Origin of the sequence: Janthinobacterium sp. PC23-8 (assembly GCF_002250505.1) — a bacterium.
Taxonomy (GTDB): Bacteria; Pseudomonadota; Gammaproteobacteria; order Burkholderiales; family Burkholderiaceae_D; genus Janthinobacterium.
The window spans coordinates 1,724,112-1,740,942 of the sequence record NZ_NJGY01000001.1; the positions used below are offsets into that span (position 1 = coordinate 1,724,112).

The following is a 16,831-nucleotide window of genomic DNA, read 5'->3' on the forward strand; positions in this document are numbered from 1 at the left end:
GATAGCAGACGCGCTAGCGCGCAGGTTTGGTGGCGAGGTGCGGCATGAAATATTCAGGCCGCAACTTGCGGGTAATTTCCAGCACCGGCAGCACATGGTCGAGATGGCTGCGCATGGCGGCGACGGCCAGGCCTGGGTTGCCCGACGCTACTGCCTCGACCACCTCGCCGTGCTCATGCATCACGTCGCTCATGCGCCCGGCCAGCGGCAGGGTCAGCTGGCGATAACGGTCCATCTGGGTTTTCGCCTGCAGGATCATCGGCCACACGCCCGGATAGCCGGACAATTCGGCCAGCGCCGCATGAAAACCCTCGTCGGTACGGTGAAAGCCGCGTATATCGTTATTGACGATGCACTCGGCTTGCGCAGCGAGGATGGCGCGCAGGCGGGCGATGCCTTCCGGCGTGACCCGTTCGGTGGCTTTTTCGATGATGGCCGTTTCCAGCGCACAGCGCACCAGCATGGCTTCTTCGAGCGAATCGAGCGGAATGCGCGCGACAAAGGTGCCAACCCGGGGCAGCACCTCGACCAGGCCTTCTTCGGCCAGGCGCTGCACCGCTTCATGCACGGGCGTGCGGCTGGTGCCCAGTTCTTCGGCCAGTTCCTTTTCGACGATGCGGGTGCCGGGCAGCATGCTCATCTCGACGATGCGCTGGCGCAGCAAGCCATACACGCGGCGCGCGGCGCTGATGCCCGTTTCGCCATCGGCGGGAGGAAGGGAAGACGACAAATTCATAAGCTGGGCCAGGTTAAACGGTTCAACGACAGGGCAGGCGATCATACCCTGCCCACTCTCAGGACGGCATCAGCGCGCGCGCGATAATCGCACCGCGCTGGCCGATCACGCAGCCGGCCAGGCGATGTCCCGCCAGGGCCGCGTCGGCCGCACTCTTGCCCGCCAGGCGCGCCGCGACATAGGCCGCGCCGAACGAGTCGCCGGCGGCCGTGGTATCGACCACCGTGGCCACCGGCGGCGCCGCCACTTCCTGCGTCTGGCCATCGCGCCAGAGCACGCAGGGCTCACCGCCGCGCTTGAGCACGATTTCGGCCACGCCCAGCGCGCTGGTACGCGCCAGCACCTGTTCGATCGTTGCCGGGCCATGCAGCGCCTCTTCATCGTCGAGCGTCAACAGGGCCAGCGAGGACAGCCGCAATACGCGATGATAAACCTCGGCGGCCACTTGCGCACCTTCCCAAAGGCGGGGCCGGTAGTTATTGTCGAAGACGATCTGGCCGCCATTGTCACGGCACCGCGCCAGCGTTGCCAGCAGCACGTCGCGGTCGGCGGGCGACAAAATCGCCAGGCTGATGCCCGACAAGTACACGTGGCGCGCGCCAGCCAATTGCGCCAGAATCGCCGGCGCCTGCGGGCCGCGCAGCCAGTGGCGCGCCGCCGAATCGCCGCGCCAGTAATGAAAGCGCCGCTCGCCGTCGGCATCGGTTTCGATCAGGTACATGCCGGGCAGCTTGTCGGCCAGGCGCTGCACGCGGCTCGTTTCGATGCCCTCGGCCTGCCAGCTGGCGGCCATGTCATCGGACAGGCCGTCGGTGCCGAGCGCCGTCACATAGGCGATGCGGTGGCGGCGGGCGTCAGTCAGGCGCGCCAGGTACACGGCGGCGTTCAGGGTATCGCCGCCGAAGCGGTAATCCATCGCCTGAGCCACTTGCCCGCGCTGCAGTTCGATCATGCATTCGCCGATCACAAAAACAGTCTCGGCGGTATTGTTCGTCTCCATCTCACTCCTATCGATCAAGAATGCCAATGACACCGCGCCGGCATCCGTGAAGAAGGCCGGCGCGGCATACTACCCAAAGCTACTGATTACTTCTTGTCCCAGGTCGAACCGAACAGGTTGGACTGGCCAATCGCCGGGAAGTCGACGAAGGCGCGGCTGCAATCGACCACTTTGTCGACATCGACCGCTTGCGTGGCCGTGCCGGCGACCGTCACGCGCTCGGCGGCGTTGGCGAAGATCGGCAGGTTCGTGCCCTTGATCGTCAGGTTCGCGTCCGACGAGGTCATGGTGGTGCCGTTCGGCGAGTCCGTGACCACGTTGTTCAGGTTCATCACCAGAGGAAATTGCGGGTTGGTAAAGCCGCCCGTATTTGCCTTGAAGCCTTGCAGCTTGATCGCAGTGTTACCCAGGATGCGCACATTGTCCAGCGTGATGTCATGGAAGTTCGGGTACAGCGGGCCGCCCGCCGGCAGCGCCTTGGTGCTGTAGTAGGGGGTAAACAACAGCGCGTTCTGGGCGTCGCGGATGCAGATGTTGCGGTAGTGGATATTGCTCACCTCGCCGCCACGCGCGTAGTCGGACTTGATGCGCAGGCCTTCTTCGGAGTGCGTAAACGAGTTGTCATACACTTCGACGTTGGTCACGCCCGCATTCGTTTCGCTGCCGACCGAAATGCCATGGCCCCAGTAGATATGGTTGTGCGCGATCACGATGCCGTTCTTGCGGTCCGCACGCACGTCGCGCTTGCCGTCGATGGCGAACAGGCCGGAACCTGCCGGCGAGGGATTGGCGCTGCCTTTCAGGGCCACGTCATCGTCGCCGGTGCTCACGAAGTTATACGCAAACACGAAGTTCTTCAGGTAGCCGTCGAACGACATCGCGCCGCTCGATGTGGTATTGCTGCCGGTGGCCAGCTTGCCCGAAATCGCCTTGCCGGCCGCGCCCGGATCGAAGGCGTCGGTGTTCTTGACGTTGTCGGCGTTGTAGGTTTCACCGTTGTACAGCGGGTTGCCGTTGCCGGCCGGATTGGCGAAGGCCGCCAGGGTCGGCGTCTGCACTTTCACGCCCCATACCGTCAGGCCGTCGACGCCGCTCGGCACGACGTGGAAGTTGGCGCTGTTGTTGAGCGAGATGCGGTACAGGGTCAGGTTTTTCGCGTAGTTGAACACCATCATGCGGAAGTTCGACTGCGAGCCCGTGCCCGTCACGCCGTTCTGCACCATATTGCCCAGGAAAGCCAGGTCCCACCAGCTCATGTTGCGCGCCGACGATTTCGAGTCGACCGTGGTGCCGCCGTTATCGCACGACACGCCGTCAGCGGCCTGCTTGCCGGTGGCATAGGCCGCGTAGGTGTTCGAGCAGGTCATGTCGACCTTCATCAACGGGTACAGCTTGTTGGTGGTGACGATTTCCGCATAGGCGCGGCTGTCGATGGAGCCGTCGCCCATGACGGCCGAGTTGACCATATTGGTGCCGTTGATCAGCGCGCTGCAATTGCCCGAGCTGCCGGCCTTGGTCGAGCTGACGGCCGTATTGCCGCAGTAAGGGCCGGCCGGATTCGGCGAATAGGTGGTCACGTCGCGCGAAGCGTACAGGGTCACGCCCTTGTCGATCCACAGCGTCACGCCGGACGGCAGGGTCAACGGGCCGCTGATAAAGCCGTCGCCCACGCCGGACTTGTTGACCACCAGGCGCACCGCATATTTGCTGGCGCGGTATTCGGGCTTGGCCAGCTCTTCGCCGGACACGCCGGCGATATTGACATTCTTGACGTTGGCGGTTTTTTGCGCGGCGGTGGCGGCGGCGTCGGCAGCGGCGATTTTTGCGCCCACTTCGGCGTCGACAAAGGTGCCGCAGGCGTCGAGCGCGGCCTGGATGCGGGCCTGGTCAGGATTGGCGGTGGCGGTGGTGACAGCCACACCGACACCGGCTTTCGACGGGTCGGCTTCCGGCGGCAGCGAGCCGTCCGGACGGCGCACCAGGTTGGTGCTCGCTTCCAGGGTGGCGCAGACCTGCGTGTCTTTCGGCAGGCTCGGTTCGGCCGGCAGGTCGGGGTCGAAGGCGGTGGTACCGACCTGGAACACGCTGCCCGGGGTGTAGCTGGTGGCCGTTTCGCCCTTGGTGTCGCCGCCGCCGCCGCAAGCGGCCAGCATGACGGCCAGCGGCAGGGCGACGCATGCCTGCGTCCAGCCTGGATTACCTTGTTTGATACCTGACTTCATGATGCATCTCCTGATGAAAGCGCGCTCTCGGGCGCGCTGTGTGCCGGCTTGCGCCGGCCTGTTTTTGAAAACGAAATTAGAAACGCGCGATCATGCCGATGCCGAAGGCGCGCGGCGAATTGCCTGGCGCCAGGAAGGCGTCGTCGGTGCCGGCCTTGTTGCTGTGCAGCGGCGACTGGCCCAGGTTGACGTTCTGCTGCGACTTGTTGTTGATGCGCGTGAAGTACACATACGGCATGAACTGTTCGTCGATCTTGTAGGTCGCGCCCAGCGACACTTGCGTGGCGCCGAAGTCGTCGGCGCGGCCGAAGGTCGTGTTGTCGAGTTTGCCCAGCTTGCCGGCGGCCAGCATCACGCTGATGTCCTCGCCCACTTCCTGCGTCAGCGACGCCATCACCGAGCGTTGCTTCATGCTGCCCGTTTTCAGCGCCGTGTAGATATTGCCGGGGGTTGGCAGCGACTGCAGCGCGTAGCCATAGCTGCCCGCTTCAAAACCCAGGCCGACCGAGGTTTTGGTCGGGAATTTATAGGTCGCCAGCACCTTGTAGAACGAAGTGTTCACGCCGCTGACGGAGGTGTTGCGAAAGCCGAAGCCCTTGGACAGGTTTTCCACGTCCACACCGGTGTTTTGCCGGCGGTCGTAGCCGGCGCCGATCGAGAACGCGCCGAGCGAGTACTTGGCGGCCAGCGCGTAGCGCGCGCGGTCGTCGCCGGTGTCGCGCACTTCATCGAAACCGTAGGAGGCGCCAGCCTGGAAGCCGTTCCATTGCGGCGTCAGATAGTGGGCCGAATTCTTGTAGCGCGCTTCGCCACGGCCGAACAGGCTGTCGGCATTGCCGCTCAGCTGGGCCGAGGTATTGTTCCACACGTCCAGGCCCTGCACCGTCAGGCCCAGGTTGCCGCCCAAAGCGCCGCCCGAGCCGACCAGGCTGCGGTAGACGGAGTCGTTGTTGCCGATGATGAAGCGACCGAAGCGCTTGCTTTCGATACCGACGAAGGTATTGCGCGACTCGATGGTCGACGACTTGCCCTGGCCGTTGATACCGCCTTCGTCAAAGTTGTTCAGGCTGCCTTCGATCTGCCACAGGCCGCGCACGTCGCCCTTGATGCCGATCGAGCCGGCAAAGCCGATGCGCGAATTGCCATCCGAGACGCGGCCACGGCTGCCGTAGGGGGTGGCGCCGCCTTCGGCTTTCACCGATTCGATCTCGCCGTTCAAAAAGCCATAGATGCGCGTTTCGACCTTGCGCTCTTCCATGAAGCCCTGCGCCATGACGCCGCCCGACAGGGCCGCCAGCAGTGCGCTTGCCAGCACGCGGCGGGTCAATTTATTGTTCAGTTGTTGCATGTCTTTCTCCTCTGGTCGCGCCTTGAGGCGGCGCTTTATTAACATCATCAAAAACAGTCATTCCCGCCCGGCGCAGGGGTGAGCCAGGCAGGGGGAATCGTCAGGATCGGGTCGGGATCAGGCGTTGAAAGCGGCCTTGCCCAGCGGGACGGCCGGCGCGATTTTTTCGCGGATCAGCATGCACACCACGGCGGCGGCCACCAGGTCGAACACGGCCAGCAGCATGAACAGCGGGCTGTAGCCGACCAGGGTCACCAGCACGCCGAACAGCAAGGTGAAAATGGTGGCGCCCAGGTAGCCGGACATGCCGGCCAGTCCCGTGGCGGTGGCCACTTCGTTCTTGCCGAACACGTCCGAGGTGATCGAATACAGCGCACCGGACAGGGTCTGGTGGGCAAAGCCGCCCACGCACAACAGGGCGATCGCCGCATACGGGCTGGCGACCAGGCCAATGCAGGCCGGGCCGATCATGCAGACGGCGCCGACCACGACCACCAGTTTGCGCGAGGTGAACAGCGACACTTTCCAGTATTTGTGGAACCAGGGGCTCAGGTAACCACCGAGCACGCAGCCGATATCGGCGGCCAGGAACGGCAGCCAGGCGAACATGGCGATTTCCTTGATGTTCATGTGGCGCTCGGTGGCCATGTACAGGGGAATCCAGGCATTGAAGGTCTGCCAGGCCGGTTCGGACAGGAAACGGGGAATCGCGATGGCCCAGAAATTACGGCTGCGCACGATCTGGTGCCAGCGCGCCTTGGGTGCCGAATTTTTGTCACCCTCGACACCGAAAGAGTCGCTCTGCTCCTGGCCTTCGAGGATAAAATCGCGCTCCTTATCAGAAAGCATCTTCTGGTCGCGCGGGTGTTTGTAGAAGGCCAGCCACAGGCCGGTCCAGACGATGCCGATGGCGCCGACGATAACGAACGACATCTGCCAGCTGCCGTGCAGGATGGTCCACACCACCAGCGGCGGCGCGCACAGGGCGCCGATCGAGGAACCGATATTGAACCAGCCGATGGCGATCGAACGCTCCCTGGCGGGGAACCACTCGGTGGTCGCTTTCACGCCGGCGGGGATGCCGGCCGCTTCGGTCAGGCCCAGCATGCCGCGAAACAGCGCCATGCTTTGCCAGCCGGTCGCCATGGCGGCGCAGGCGCAGGCCAGCGACCAGGCCAGCGCAAACATCGCAAAGCCGAGCTTGGTGCCGACCGCGTCGATCACATAGCCGGCGATCGGCTGCATCAGCGCATAGCAAACCTGCCACGCCACCACGATATAGGAATACTGCTGGGTGGTGATATTGAGCTCGGTCATCATCGTTGGCGCCGCCACCGACAAGGTATTGCGCGCCAGGTAATTCACGATCAGGCCTGCCGTCACCAGCCCGACCATCCACCAGCGCATGCCGCGTACTTTAGTCATTTTGTCTCCCTCTGTCATCCACGGCGGCGCAGCTGCGCCGCCACTTTGCGGGCCGTTCAGCCTTCCTTGCGGAAGTGCCTTCGGCCTCGGTTTTTTTAGTGCTGCTACTGTTACTGCCGGTACCGCCGAAACTTTTACTGCAGCGCCTGCAAGGCGCCGCGCATGCCCATCGCGTCGATACGCGCCAGCGCGCCGGCCACCGCCTGCGCCAGGCCAGGCACCGCATTCATGTCGCGGCCCCACACCTTGTCGTTGGCCAGCCAGCCCTGCGCCAGCTGCGCCAGGCTCAAGTCGCCCGCATCGACGTCCTGCCAGGCGGCCTTGAACCAGGCCAGGGTCGCGCCATCGTCGGCCAGCGCCATCACGTCGCCGCGATACAGGCGCATGGTGGCCGCCAGGGCCAGCACCAGGCGCTGCGGCAACTGGCCTTGCAGTTCCACGTAGCGCAGCAGTTGCGGCGCGATGCGGGCGGCAAATTTGCTCCAGCTATTCAAGGCAATCGAGGCCAGGCGGTGCTGGATGTAAGGGTTGCGGAAACGCAGCAGCACGTCGCGCGCAAACTGCCGCAGTTCGTCCTGCGGCAGCGGCAGCGCCGGAATGATTTCCTGCGCCAGCGTGTCGAACAAAAAGCCGCCGACCTGCTCGTCGTTGACGGCCTCGCCTACCGTTTCCAGGCCGGCCAGCAGCGCCACCGGCACCAGCGCCGTATGGCCGCCGTTCAGAATGCCGACCTTGCGTTTTTTATACGGCGCGATGTCGTCGACCAGCCGGATATTGAGGTCGGCGCCGGCCAGCTTCAGTTCGTCGGCCAGCCAGGCCGGCCCTTCGATGACGAACAGGTAGTAGTACTCGGCCGCCACCAGGAACTGGTCGGTGTAACCGAGGTCCGCCGCGATGGCATCGGCTTCGCCGTCGGGAAAGCCGGTGACGATGCGGTCGACCAGGGTCGAGCAGAACACGCAGGCGGAGTCGAGCCAGGCGGCAAAGCCGGCGTCGAGCTGCCACAGGTGCGCGAAATGCAGCACGGCCGCCTTCAGGGCCGGGCCATTGTTTTCGATCAGTTCGCACGGCAGCAGCACCAGGCCTTTCTCCAGACTGCCATTGAAACAGGTGTAGCGGTCGAACAGCAGGCGCGCCAGCTTGGCCGGGAAGGTCGAGGGCGGCGCGTCGTCAAACGCGTCGGTGTCGTTGGTGGCGATGCCCGCTTCGGTGGTGTTCGAAACGATAAAGCGCAGTTCGGGCAATTGCGCCAGCGCCAGGTAGTCGCCATACATGGTGGCCGGATTGATCTCGCGCTGCACGCAGGCGATGGTGCGGTACTCGCTGACGGGCGCGCCGTGCTCGTCGAGGCCGCGCACGACGGTGGTAAACAGGCCGTCCTGCACGTCGAGCAGGGGCGAGCCGCTGCCGCCGCGCGGACGCACCACCACCACGCCGGCGTTCAGGCCGGTGCGTTCATTGAGCAGGTCGATCTGCCAGTCGAAAAAGCCGCGTAGAAAATTGCCCTGGCCGAACTGGAGAAATTTGATCGGCAGCGCGTAGGGCACGCTGCGGCGTAGGGTTTGCATGGTCGTGTGGCTCACAGTGAAATGTCGCGTTTCCAGAAGATGAAGTCGTACTGCTGCAGGCGGTCGGCCTTGGCCGTGTACTGGCCGCCGGCCGTGGCCACCACCATGTCGAACAAGCCGTTGGCCACGTCCGGCAAGGGCGTGCCGTCGATCACAGGGCCGCAGTCGTAGTCGATCAGGTCGGACAGTTTTTTGGCCACCCGCGTGTTGCTGGAAATTTTCAGCACCGGCACGATGGGGTTGCCCGTCGGCGTGCCCAGCCCGGTGGAAAACAGCACCACATTGGCGCCGGACGCCACGATGCCGGTCACCGATTCGACGTCGCCGCCCGGCGTGCACAGCAGCGACAAACCGGCTTTCGGGCTTTGCTCGCCATAGTCGAGCACCGAGACGATGGGCGAGGTGCCGCCCTTCTTGGCCGCGCCGGCCGACTTCATGGCGTCGGTAATGAGGCCGTCACGGATATTGCCGGGGCTCGGGTTGTCGGCGAAATGCGTGCCGACCGCTTCGGCGCGCGCTTCGAAGTCACGCATCAGGCCCAGGAAGCGGCGCTTGTCGTCGTCGTTTTCGCAGCGTTCGATCAGGTTCGCTTCGACGCCGCACAGCTCGGGAAATTCGGCCAGGATGGACGAACCGCCAACGGCCACCACCATGTCCGACACCAGGCCCATGGCCGGGTTGGCGGAGATACCGGAAAACCCGTCCGAGCCGCCGCATTTGACGCCGATTTTCAGGTGCGACAGCGGCACCGGCTGGCGCGTGACCTTGTTCGCTTCCTTCAGCTGCGCCAGGGTGTCGGTCAGCACGGCTTTCATCATCGTGTCTTCGCTGTCCCACTGCTGCTGTTCGTAGATCAGGCAGGGCTTGTCGAAGTCGGGGTTCTGTTTTGCCAGCGTTTCCTTGAACATGGCAATCTGCGCGTTCTGGCAACCGAGGCTGAAGACGGTGATGCCGGCCACGTTCGGGTGATCGGCATAGGCCGACAATATCCTGCACAGCGAGCGCGCATCGGCGCGCGTGCCGCCGCAGCCGCCGTTGTGCGTGATGATGCGCACGCCATCGAGATTCTGGAACGGACGCACCACGGCTTTGGGCGCTTCCATGTCTTCGCCCAGCAGCGACAGGGTAAAGGAAGCCAGGTCATTGCGCGTGTAGCCAAGCGGCGCTTCGAGCGCATTGCGCAGGTGCTCGACATTGCGGTTTTCGCAGAACACCAGCGGGAACACCAGCCAGTAATTGGCCGTGCCCACGCGCCCGTCGGCGCGCACCACGCCGGGGAAGGTGGCGCCGTCAAAGCGCTTCATGTCGGGCGGCGTCCAGCTGTACGGCGCTTGCGGTTCCAGTTCCACTTCGGCCGCGTAGTGATGCAGGTTGTCGGTGGTGACGGCTTCGCCGCGGCCGATAGCGACGGTGGCCTTGCCGACCGGTACGCCATACAGGCGCAGGATCTCGCCGGCCGCAAACGCGCGGCGGGCCAGCTTGTGCTTGGTCTTGACGGCGCTGCTGATCAGGATGGATTCACCCTCCCAGTTGACAACTTCGCCGGCGGCCAGGTCGGACAGGGCGACCAGCATGTCGTCGTCGGGATGAATACACAATACTTTTTGCATGACTGTTCCTGGCGGCGGCTGATCGATTAAAGCTGGAAGTATTTGCGGGCGTTGTCGTAGCAGATACCGCGCACGATGGTGGCCAGCGCCTCGAAATCGTTCGGGTATTCGCCACCGTGCACCCATTCGCCGATCTGGCGGCAGACGAGGCGGCGGAAATAATCGTGGCGCGGGTAGGACGCGAAGCTGCGCGAATCGGTCACCATGCCGACGAATACGCCCAGTACGCTGTGGTTGCCGAAACCGATCAGCTGCTGCAAGTTGCCTTCCTTGTGGTCGTTGAACCACCAGGCCGGGCCGAACTGCAGCTTGCCGGCGACGTTGCCGTCCTGGAAGTTGCCGACCATGGTCGACAACACTTCGTTCATGTTCGGGTTCAGGCAGAACAGCATGGTTTTCGGCAGGCGGTCGTCCTGGTCCAGCGCGTTCAGCAGCGAGGCCAGGCCGGCGCTGGCGCTCATGTCCGAGATCGAGTCGTAGCCCGTGTCGGGACCGAGTTTGGCGCGCATGCGGTCGTTGTTGTTGCGCTGGGCGCCGATATGCAAACACATGGTCCAGCCGTAGTTGGCATAGACGCGGCCGATGGCCTCCAGCAAACCGCGCAGGTACAGGCCGTTTTCCTCGTCGCTCAAGAGGGTGCCTTGCAGGCGCTTGGCGAACAGCGCTTCGAGTTCCTCAGGCGTCGCACCCGCCACCGGCAAGGTGACATCGACGGCGTGATCCGAGATGCGCGCGCCACGCGAATGGAAAAATTCCACTCGCACGGCCAGCGCGGCGATCAGCGAGGCGAACGAGGTGACGGAAATGGACGACACTTCGCCCAGGCGTTTCAGGTAGTCGATAAAGCGCGGCTGGTTGATGCGCATGGCCTTGTCGGGACGGTAGGCCGGCAGTACGCGCGTTTTCAGTGCCGAGCCGGCGATTTCCGCATGTTGCAGCAAGTCGTCGGCCGGGTCGTCGGTAGTGCAGGCGATTTCCACGCCGGCCTGTTCCAGCAGCGACCAGGTGTCCATGGTGGCCAGTTTGGCGTTGGCCTGCTCCCAGATCGCGTCGGCATTGGCTTCATTGATGAGCAGATCGATATTGAAGATGCGGCGCAGTTCCAGATGGCTCCAGTGGTGGATCGGGTTGCCGATGGCCAACGGCAGCACCTTGCAGAAGGCGCGGAACTTTTCCTGGTCAGAGCGCTCGCCGGTGATGAATTCCTCGGCCACGCCCGCCGTGCGCATCAAGCGCCATTTGTAATGGTCGCCCGCCAGCCACAGTTCGGCGATATTGCGGAAGGTCTTGCGCGCGGCGATTTCGCCTTGTTGCAGATGCGAGTGGTAATCGATGATGGGCAGGTCGGCCGCCACCTCGTGATACAGCTTGCGGGCCGTCGCGGTGGTGAGTAGAAAATCCTGATTCATGAACTCGGTCATCGTAACCATCTCCTTGCTTTGCATGTTTTGTCGTGGCACCAAGTTGGCGCACTCTGATATATCAGGATATTAAATGTAATATATCAGTGTAAGCAAGCGCAAAAGTGAAGTTGTGCAAAAGAATTGGGTGGGGAAACAACAGCGAGGCCAGACTGCCGCAAACGCCCGAAGTGTTGAACTTGCGGCACGCCAGCGGGGATAAATTCGGGAGGATGGAGCGATTAAAGCGACGTTGTGCAAAGTTGGAGAAACTTAGGGTATGAACTGCAGCACTTGCCACGCCTGCAATTTTTCCGTATACGCCAGCGTATAGGCCGGGCTGCTCGACGGCAGGCTGACGATGCGGTAGCCGCTGGCGTGTGCGCCCAGCACCTTCAAGCCCAGCCTGGCGGCAGTGCCGCCGTTGAAGGCGATGGTTTCCAGGCGCGGCAGGCCGGCGATCAAGGCCACCAGGTCGTTATCGTCGCGCGCGCGGATATTGCTGTCCAGGCTGCCGGAACGGTGCGCCTGCGCCACCACGTCCCACAGCCCCACGCCATGCGCCAGCAAGGTGGCCAGGCGCTGCTCGTAGGGCAGGCTTTTCAGCTCGACGCCCAGCACTGCGCCCAGCAGCATCCAGAAACGGTTTTGCGGATGGGCGTAATACTGGCTGTGCGCCAGCGACTTTTCGCCGGGCAGGCTGCCGAGGATCAGCAGCCGCGTGTTGGCGTTGACGACGGGGTCGAAGCAGCGCTTGCGCGTGTCTGGCGTGATAACGAGCGTGGACAATGGCGTTCCTGCGGGTAGGGGCAAGCCGCCATTCTAAGCGCCCGCTACGCCAGCACGGCGGCGACGGTGTAGAATTTCCCAAACCCGACCAACCAGGCTGCCCATGCGCAATATCGATACCCTGCTGTACCAGTACGGCGACAGCCACCGCAATCGCGTCAATGAATGGGTGCACATCGTCTGCGTGCCGCTGATCGTGTTCAGCGTGCTGGGCTTGCTGTGGAGCGTGCATGCGGTCGTGGCGCTGGCGGGCAGCGTGGCCGCCCTGGCCTACTATATAAAGCTGTCGCGCCCGCTGGCGCTGGGCATGCTGGTCATGCTGGCGCTGATGCTGGCGCTGCTGGCCGTCTTGCCCGCCATTGTCGTTTTGCCGCTATCGCTGGTGCTGTTCGTGCTGGCCTGGATAGGCCAGTTCATCGGCCACCAGATCGAGGGCAAGAAGCCGTCGTTCCTGGACGATCTGCGGTTTTTGCTGATCGGCCCGCTGTTCGTGCTGGGCTTTGCCTACCGGCGTCTGCGGCTGGCGTATTAGTGTTGAGGTAACAGATTCTTACGATTCCAAGCTGTTTATTGAAAGCAACTTGTCTTATCATCAATGTGCAGCCGATGCCATCAGCCGTGATCGGCGCACCACCTTTTTCTACCTGGAGTTGAACATGAAAACATCGATGATTGCCGTGGCCTTGTTGGCGACCCTGGCCGGTTGCGCCGTACAACCGAATTCAGCCAACGTCTACAAGGCGCGCCAGGCGCAAAATGAACAATCCGTGCGCATGGGCACCGTGGAATCCGTGCGCCAGGTCACCATCGACAAAGGTCAAAGCGGCACCGGCGTGCTGGCCGGCGCGGCGCTCGGTGGTGTGGCCGGTTCGGCCGTGGGTGGCGGCAAGGGGGCGATTGCGGCCAGCATCCTCGGTGCGGTGGCGGGCGGGATTGCCGGCCAGAGCATCGAAGCGAACTCGGCTAACAAGCCCGGCTTCGAGATCACCGTGCGCCTGGACAATGGCGACCTGCGCGCCATCGTGCAAGATGCGGACGAGCAATTCCGCCCCGGCGAACGCGTGCGTTTGCTGTCGGACGGCCGCACCACGCGCGTCACGCACTGATCGCCTCAGCCAAAGCTGCCGGCGGCCATTAAATGGGTAGCCGGCGCCATGCCTTCGTGCAAGCAGATGGCGAGCATGCTCATCACCACCACGTAGACGATCACGGACCATACTTTGAAGTGCAGCGAGGCTGGCATGATGGGCTCCCTGACGAGTTAAAAGCATAAAATATTTACTTAATAATAACATAAATATTTTCATAAATTCAATATTTTCCACCGCCCCTGTTTTGCCTCAAGCAGCGCTGTGACTTCCATGCCGCGCTGGTCAAGCCCCGGGCGACACCGTATACTGCCGCGATGTCCTCTCCCCTCCTGTTTATCACCGCCTGCCTGATCTGGGGCTCCACGTTCTGGGCCATCACCTTGCAACTGGGCGACGTCGCGCCCGCCGTTTCCGTGGTCTACCGCTTCGGCCTGGCATCGCTCACCTTGTTCGCCTGGTGCGCCATCCGCGGCGATACCCTGCGCCTGCCCTGGCGCGCGCAACAATGGATGCTGCTGCAGGGCCTCGCTTCGTTCGCGCTCAGCTATGTGTGTACCTACAGCTCGGAGCAATACCTGGTGTCGGCGCTGGTCAGCGTGCTGTTTGCGCTGATGGTGTTCTGGACCCCGCTGCTGAACCGTGTCGCCTTCGGCACGCCGATCACCCTGTCCACCTGTTTTGCCGGCGCGGTCGCCATCTGCGGCATCGTGCTGCTGTTCTACCAGTCGATCGACGCGGCGTTAAAAGAGATGCTCGGCGGCGGCAACGGCCACTTTCTGCTGGGCTTTGTGCTGGCGCTGGTGGCCACGGTCGCCAGCACGGTCGGCAATGCACTGGTGATGAAGGTGCGCGCGCATTCCAGCAATGTGATGCTGACCATGGCGTGGACCATGTTGTGGGGCACCCTGATGGTGGCGTTGTGGGCGCTGGCCACGGGCCAGGCCTGGACGGTGCCGGCGCGCGCCAGCTACTGGATGGGCCTGGTCTACCTGGCCGTGTTCGGCTCGGTCATTGCGTTCAGCGCCTATTTCACCCTGATCGCCCGCATCGGCACGCAAAAGACCGTGTATATCGGCGTGGTCACGCCCGTCATTTCCGTACTGCTGTCGATACAGTTCGAGCACTACCGCCCCGCCGCCATCGAATGGCTCGGCATGGCGCTGTGCCTGTCCAGCGTGGCCTGGGCCTTGAGCTCGGGCGCGCGCAAGACCCGCATCGCGTCCTCGATTTCCACCACACCCACCGCAAAGGCCCCATGAGCAACTCGTCCACCCTCGCCATCCGTCCCGCCCAGCCAAGCGATGTGGCCGCCATCTTCGGCATGATCCACGAACTGGCCGTGTTTGAACACCTCGAACACATGATACTGGCCAACGAAACGATGCTGCACGACAGCCTGTTCGGCCCGCATCCCGTCTGCGAAGCACTGGTCGGCACGCAAGACGACGAAGTGGTCACCTTCGCCGTGTTCTTCCACAACTTCTCGACCTTCCTGTGCCGCAAGGGCCTGTATCTGGAAGACCTGTACGTGAAACAGGCCGCGCGCGGCAAAGGCTACGGCAAGCAAATGCTGGTCGCCCTGGCCCAACTGGCGGTGGAACGCCACTGCGGCCGCTTCGAATGGTCGGTACTGGACTGGAACGAAAACGCCATCAATTTCTACAAGGGCATGGGCGCCGACGTGATGCCCGACTGGCGCATCTGCCGCGTGACGGGGGATGCCTTGACCCAATTATCAGCAGGAAAACCACAAGGAATTCCGCGATAACGTCTCGGGTCAGCGTCCACCACATAAAAAAATACCTCACGGGCTAGCGGCACCGTGAGGTAGAACCCATTGTCAAGTGGGAGGGGAGAATGCAATCAACGGTTATGAATATAAACGGTGCACCATAGGTTCAGTTCCACCCTTACATTTGCTTACCTGCCCTTACATTTCCTCGGTAGTTCGTTACTATTTCCGTGGCTCAATCAATGTGCCATGCAAGCCGATATGCTGCTGGGCAGCGCCGCCCTGGCGCTGCCTGTGTTTGCAAAAGAAGGCGATACAGCAGGCAACAAAGTGGCGGGTCATGCGAATCTCCTGGAGAGGGTGAGGACGGTGCGGGAGATCCAGTGTGGCACCTTCAAGCGCCCAGGCCTTGCGCCATATCAAGCGCGCAGCTTGCCCTCGCGGTGTAACGCCCAGCGCTCCACCAGTTCAAAGATGGCCTGCGTCAGCAGCGCCAGCACGGCGGCGGGAATCGCGCCGGCCAGCAGCATGTCGTTGTCGTTCAGCGCCAGGCCGATGGTGATGCGCTCGCCATAGCCGCCGGCGCCTATGAAGGCCGCGATGGTGGCCGTGCCCACGCTCATCACGGCGGCCGTCTTCACGCCGGCCAGTATCACCGGCAAGGCCAGCGGCAAGTCCACATGCAGCAGGCGGTCGCGGCGGCTCAAGCCCAGCGCCAGCGCCGCCATGCGCAAGCCCGGCGGGATCTGCAGGATGCCGGTGCAGGTATTGCGCACGATGGGCAGCAGCGCATAGACGAACAGCGCCACCAGCGCCGGCACCATGCCGATCATGCCCAGCACCGGTATCAATATCGCCAGCAGCGCCAGCGACGGCACCGTTTGCAACACCCCCACCAGCGCCAGCACGGTTTGCCGCAGCGGCGCAGAGAACGCCGCCAGCACGCCCAGCGGCACGCCGATCAGGCAGGCCAGCGCCACCGACAGCAGCACCAGGGTCAGGTGCTGGCGCGTCAAGGTCCACAAGTCGTCGCCGATGATTTTGTCGACCAGTCCTGCGCGCGCGCCAGCGTCGGCCGGCTTGCCGCCGCCGAAGGACAGCCATTCTTTGGCGACGACGGCAAAGCTCTTGCCATCGATTTCCACCGCCGCATTCATGGCGATCATGGCGCGCTCGCTGATGCGCCCTTGCAGCCCTTGCAGCGCCTGCCAGGCGGCCGGAAAGCGCCCGGGCATATCGAGGCGGTACAGCAGCATCGCGTCGTAGCGGGGAAAATACTGCTGCGTGTCGGCCAGCACGCGCAGGCCGTACTGGCGAATCTTGGCGTCGGTCGAATAGATATCGATCACGTCGACCTGCTTGTGCGCCAGCGCTTCATAGGCGATGCCATGATCGAGCCCGCGCGGGCGCTGCGGCAAGCCATAGCGCGCGGCCAGCCCGGGCCAGCCATCGACCCGGCCGATGAATTCATGCGACAGGCCCAATTTCAGGGCGGGATGGGCGGCCAGGTCGGCCAGGCTGGCGATGCCGGTATCGTCGCCGCGCATGGCCAGCGCATAGGTGTTGTTGAAGCCCAGCGGCACGGCCACGCCCAGGTCCAAAGTCGCCAGTTCGCGCCGCATCTGCGCCAGGGTAACGGGCTGGTCGTGTTTCAGCACTTCGCTGGCGATGGTGCCCGTGTATTCCGCATACAGGTCGATGCTGCCCGCCTGCAGCGCGGCCAGCACGATGGCGGTATTGCCCAGGCCCTGGCGGTGTTCGACCTTCACGTGGGGCGCGGCGCTTTGCCGCACGATCTCGCCCAGAATATACGATTCCGTAAAGCGTTTCGAGCCCACCTTGAGGGTGCCGCCGTCCATCGCCTGGACCGGTGCCATGCCGCAAAAAACCAGTAAAACCAGCAAGTAAAT

At 63.3% G+C, this 16,831-nt stretch carries 15 protein-coding genes; 4 read left to right on the top strand and 11 right to left on the bottom strand.

The genetic code is table 11. From position 1 onward, the window contains the following. Window positions 1-13: 13 nt before the first annotated feature. From CD932_RS07420 to CD932_RS07460, 9 genes are all read right to left on the bottom strand, one after another. Complete coding sequence (locus CD932_RS07420; protein WP_254926496.1) at window positions 14-736, bottom strand: GntR family transcriptional regulator; 723 nt, start codon at window positions 734-736, stop codon at window positions 14-16. Between the two features lie 58 nt (window positions 737-794). Continuing rightward, window positions 795-1,736, bottom strand: a complete 942-nt coding sequence (locus tag CD932_RS07425; protein WP_094442077.1) for a sugar kinase — start codon at window positions 1,734-1,736, stop codon at window positions 795-797. 86 nt (window positions 1,737-1,822) lie between these two features. Then, window positions 1,823-3,889 (bottom strand): glycoside hydrolase family 28 protein, encoded by a 2,067-nt coding sequence (locus CD932_RS07430; protein WP_254926604.1) that lies wholly within the window; start codon window positions 3,887-3,889, stop codon window positions 1,823-1,825. A gap of 145 nt (window positions 3,890-4,034) precedes the next feature. Next, on the bottom strand, window positions 4,035-5,306 hold the full coding sequence (locus CD932_RS07435; protein WP_176460909.1) for a porin: 1,272 nt from the start codon (window positions 5,304-5,306) through the stop codon (window positions 4,035-4,037). Window positions 5,307-5,423: 117 nt separating this feature from the next. Then, on the bottom strand, window positions 5,424-6,731 hold the full coding sequence (locus CD932_RS07440; RefSeq protein WP_094442080.1) for an MFS transporter: 1,308 nt from the start codon (window positions 6,729-6,731) through the stop codon (window positions 5,424-5,426). Window positions 6,732-6,865: 134 nt separating this feature from the next. Next, the gene (locus CD932_RS07445; RefSeq protein WP_094442081.1) at window positions 6,866-8,299 is read right to left on the bottom strand and encodes a tagaturonate reductase; all 1,434 of its coding nucleotides are present in this window, start codon (window positions 8,297-8,299) and stop codon (window positions 6,866-6,868) included. An 11-nt stretch (window positions 8,300-8,310) separates the two neighbouring features. Beyond that, window positions 8,311-9,909 (bottom strand): UxaA family hydrolase, encoded by a 1,599-nt coding sequence (locus CD932_RS07450; protein WP_094442082.1) that lies wholly within the window; start codon window positions 9,907-9,909, stop codon window positions 8,311-8,313. Between the two features lie 26 nt (window positions 9,910-9,935). After that, the gene (gene uxaC, locus CD932_RS07455; RefSeq protein WP_094442083.1) at window positions 9,936-11,330 is read right to left on the bottom strand and encodes a glucuronate isomerase; all 1,395 of its coding nucleotides are present in this window, start codon (window positions 11,328-11,330) and stop codon (window positions 9,936-9,938) included. A 252-nt stretch (window positions 11,331-11,582) separates the two neighbouring features. Beyond that, window positions 11,583-12,098 carry a DNA-deoxyinosine glycosylase gene (locus CD932_RS07460; RefSeq protein ID WP_254926497.1) on the bottom strand — a complete coding sequence of 172 codons (516 nt, stop codon included), beginning with the start codon at window positions 12,096-12,098 and terminating at the stop codon, window positions 11,583-11,585. 103 nt (window positions 12,099-12,201) lie between these two features. On the opposite strand from CD932_RS07460, the gene CD932_RS07465 reads away from it, so the two are divergent. Both CD932_RS07465 and CD932_RS07470 read left to right on the top strand, forming a co-directional pair. Further along, on the top strand, window positions 12,202-12,630 hold the full coding sequence (locus CD932_RS07465) for a DUF962 domain-containing protein (protein WP_094442084.1): 429 nt from the start codon (window positions 12,202-12,204) through the stop codon (window positions 12,628-12,630). 124 nt (window positions 12,631-12,754) lie between these two features. Then, window positions 12,755-13,204 carry a glycine zipper 2TM domain-containing protein gene (locus CD932_RS07470; RefSeq protein WP_094443514.1) on the top strand — a complete coding sequence of 150 codons (450 nt, stop codon included), beginning with the start codon at window positions 12,755-12,757 and terminating at the stop codon, window positions 13,202-13,204. 5 nt (window positions 13,205-13,209) lie between these two features. Here CD932_RS07470 and CD932_RS29270 read toward each other — a convergent pair whose 3' ends face one another. Continuing rightward, window positions 13,210-13,341 carry a hypothetical protein gene (locus CD932_RS29270; protein ID WP_254926498.1) on the bottom strand — a complete coding sequence of 44 codons (132 nt, stop codon included), beginning with the start codon at window positions 13,339-13,341 and terminating at the stop codon, window positions 13,210-13,212. 162 nt (window positions 13,342-13,503) lie between these two features. Between CD932_RS29270 and CD932_RS07475 the strand changes: the two genes are divergently transcribed. Both CD932_RS07475 and CD932_RS07480 read left to right on the top strand, forming a co-directional pair. After that, window positions 13,504-14,448 carry a DMT family transporter gene (locus CD932_RS07475; protein WP_094442085.1) on the top strand — a complete coding sequence of 315 codons (945 nt, stop codon included), beginning with the start codon at window positions 13,504-13,506 and terminating at the stop codon, window positions 14,446-14,448. Next, entirely contained in the window at window positions 14,445-14,957 is a 513-nt protein-coding gene (locus CD932_RS07480) for a GNAT family N-acetyltransferase (protein WP_094442086.1), read from the top strand. The genes CD932_RS07475 and CD932_RS07480 overlap by 4 nt, the downstream gene beginning before the upstream one ends. A gap of 383 nt (window positions 14,958-15,340) precedes the next feature. Here CD932_RS07480 and CD932_RS07485 read toward each other — a convergent pair whose 3' ends face one another. Continuing rightward, window positions 15,341-16,798 (bottom strand): glycine betaine ABC transporter substrate-binding protein, encoded by a 1,458-nt coding sequence (locus CD932_RS07485; RefSeq protein ID WP_094443515.1) that lies wholly within the window; start codon window positions 16,796-16,798, stop codon window positions 15,341-15,343. Window positions 16,799-16,831 lie beyond the last annotated feature (33 nt).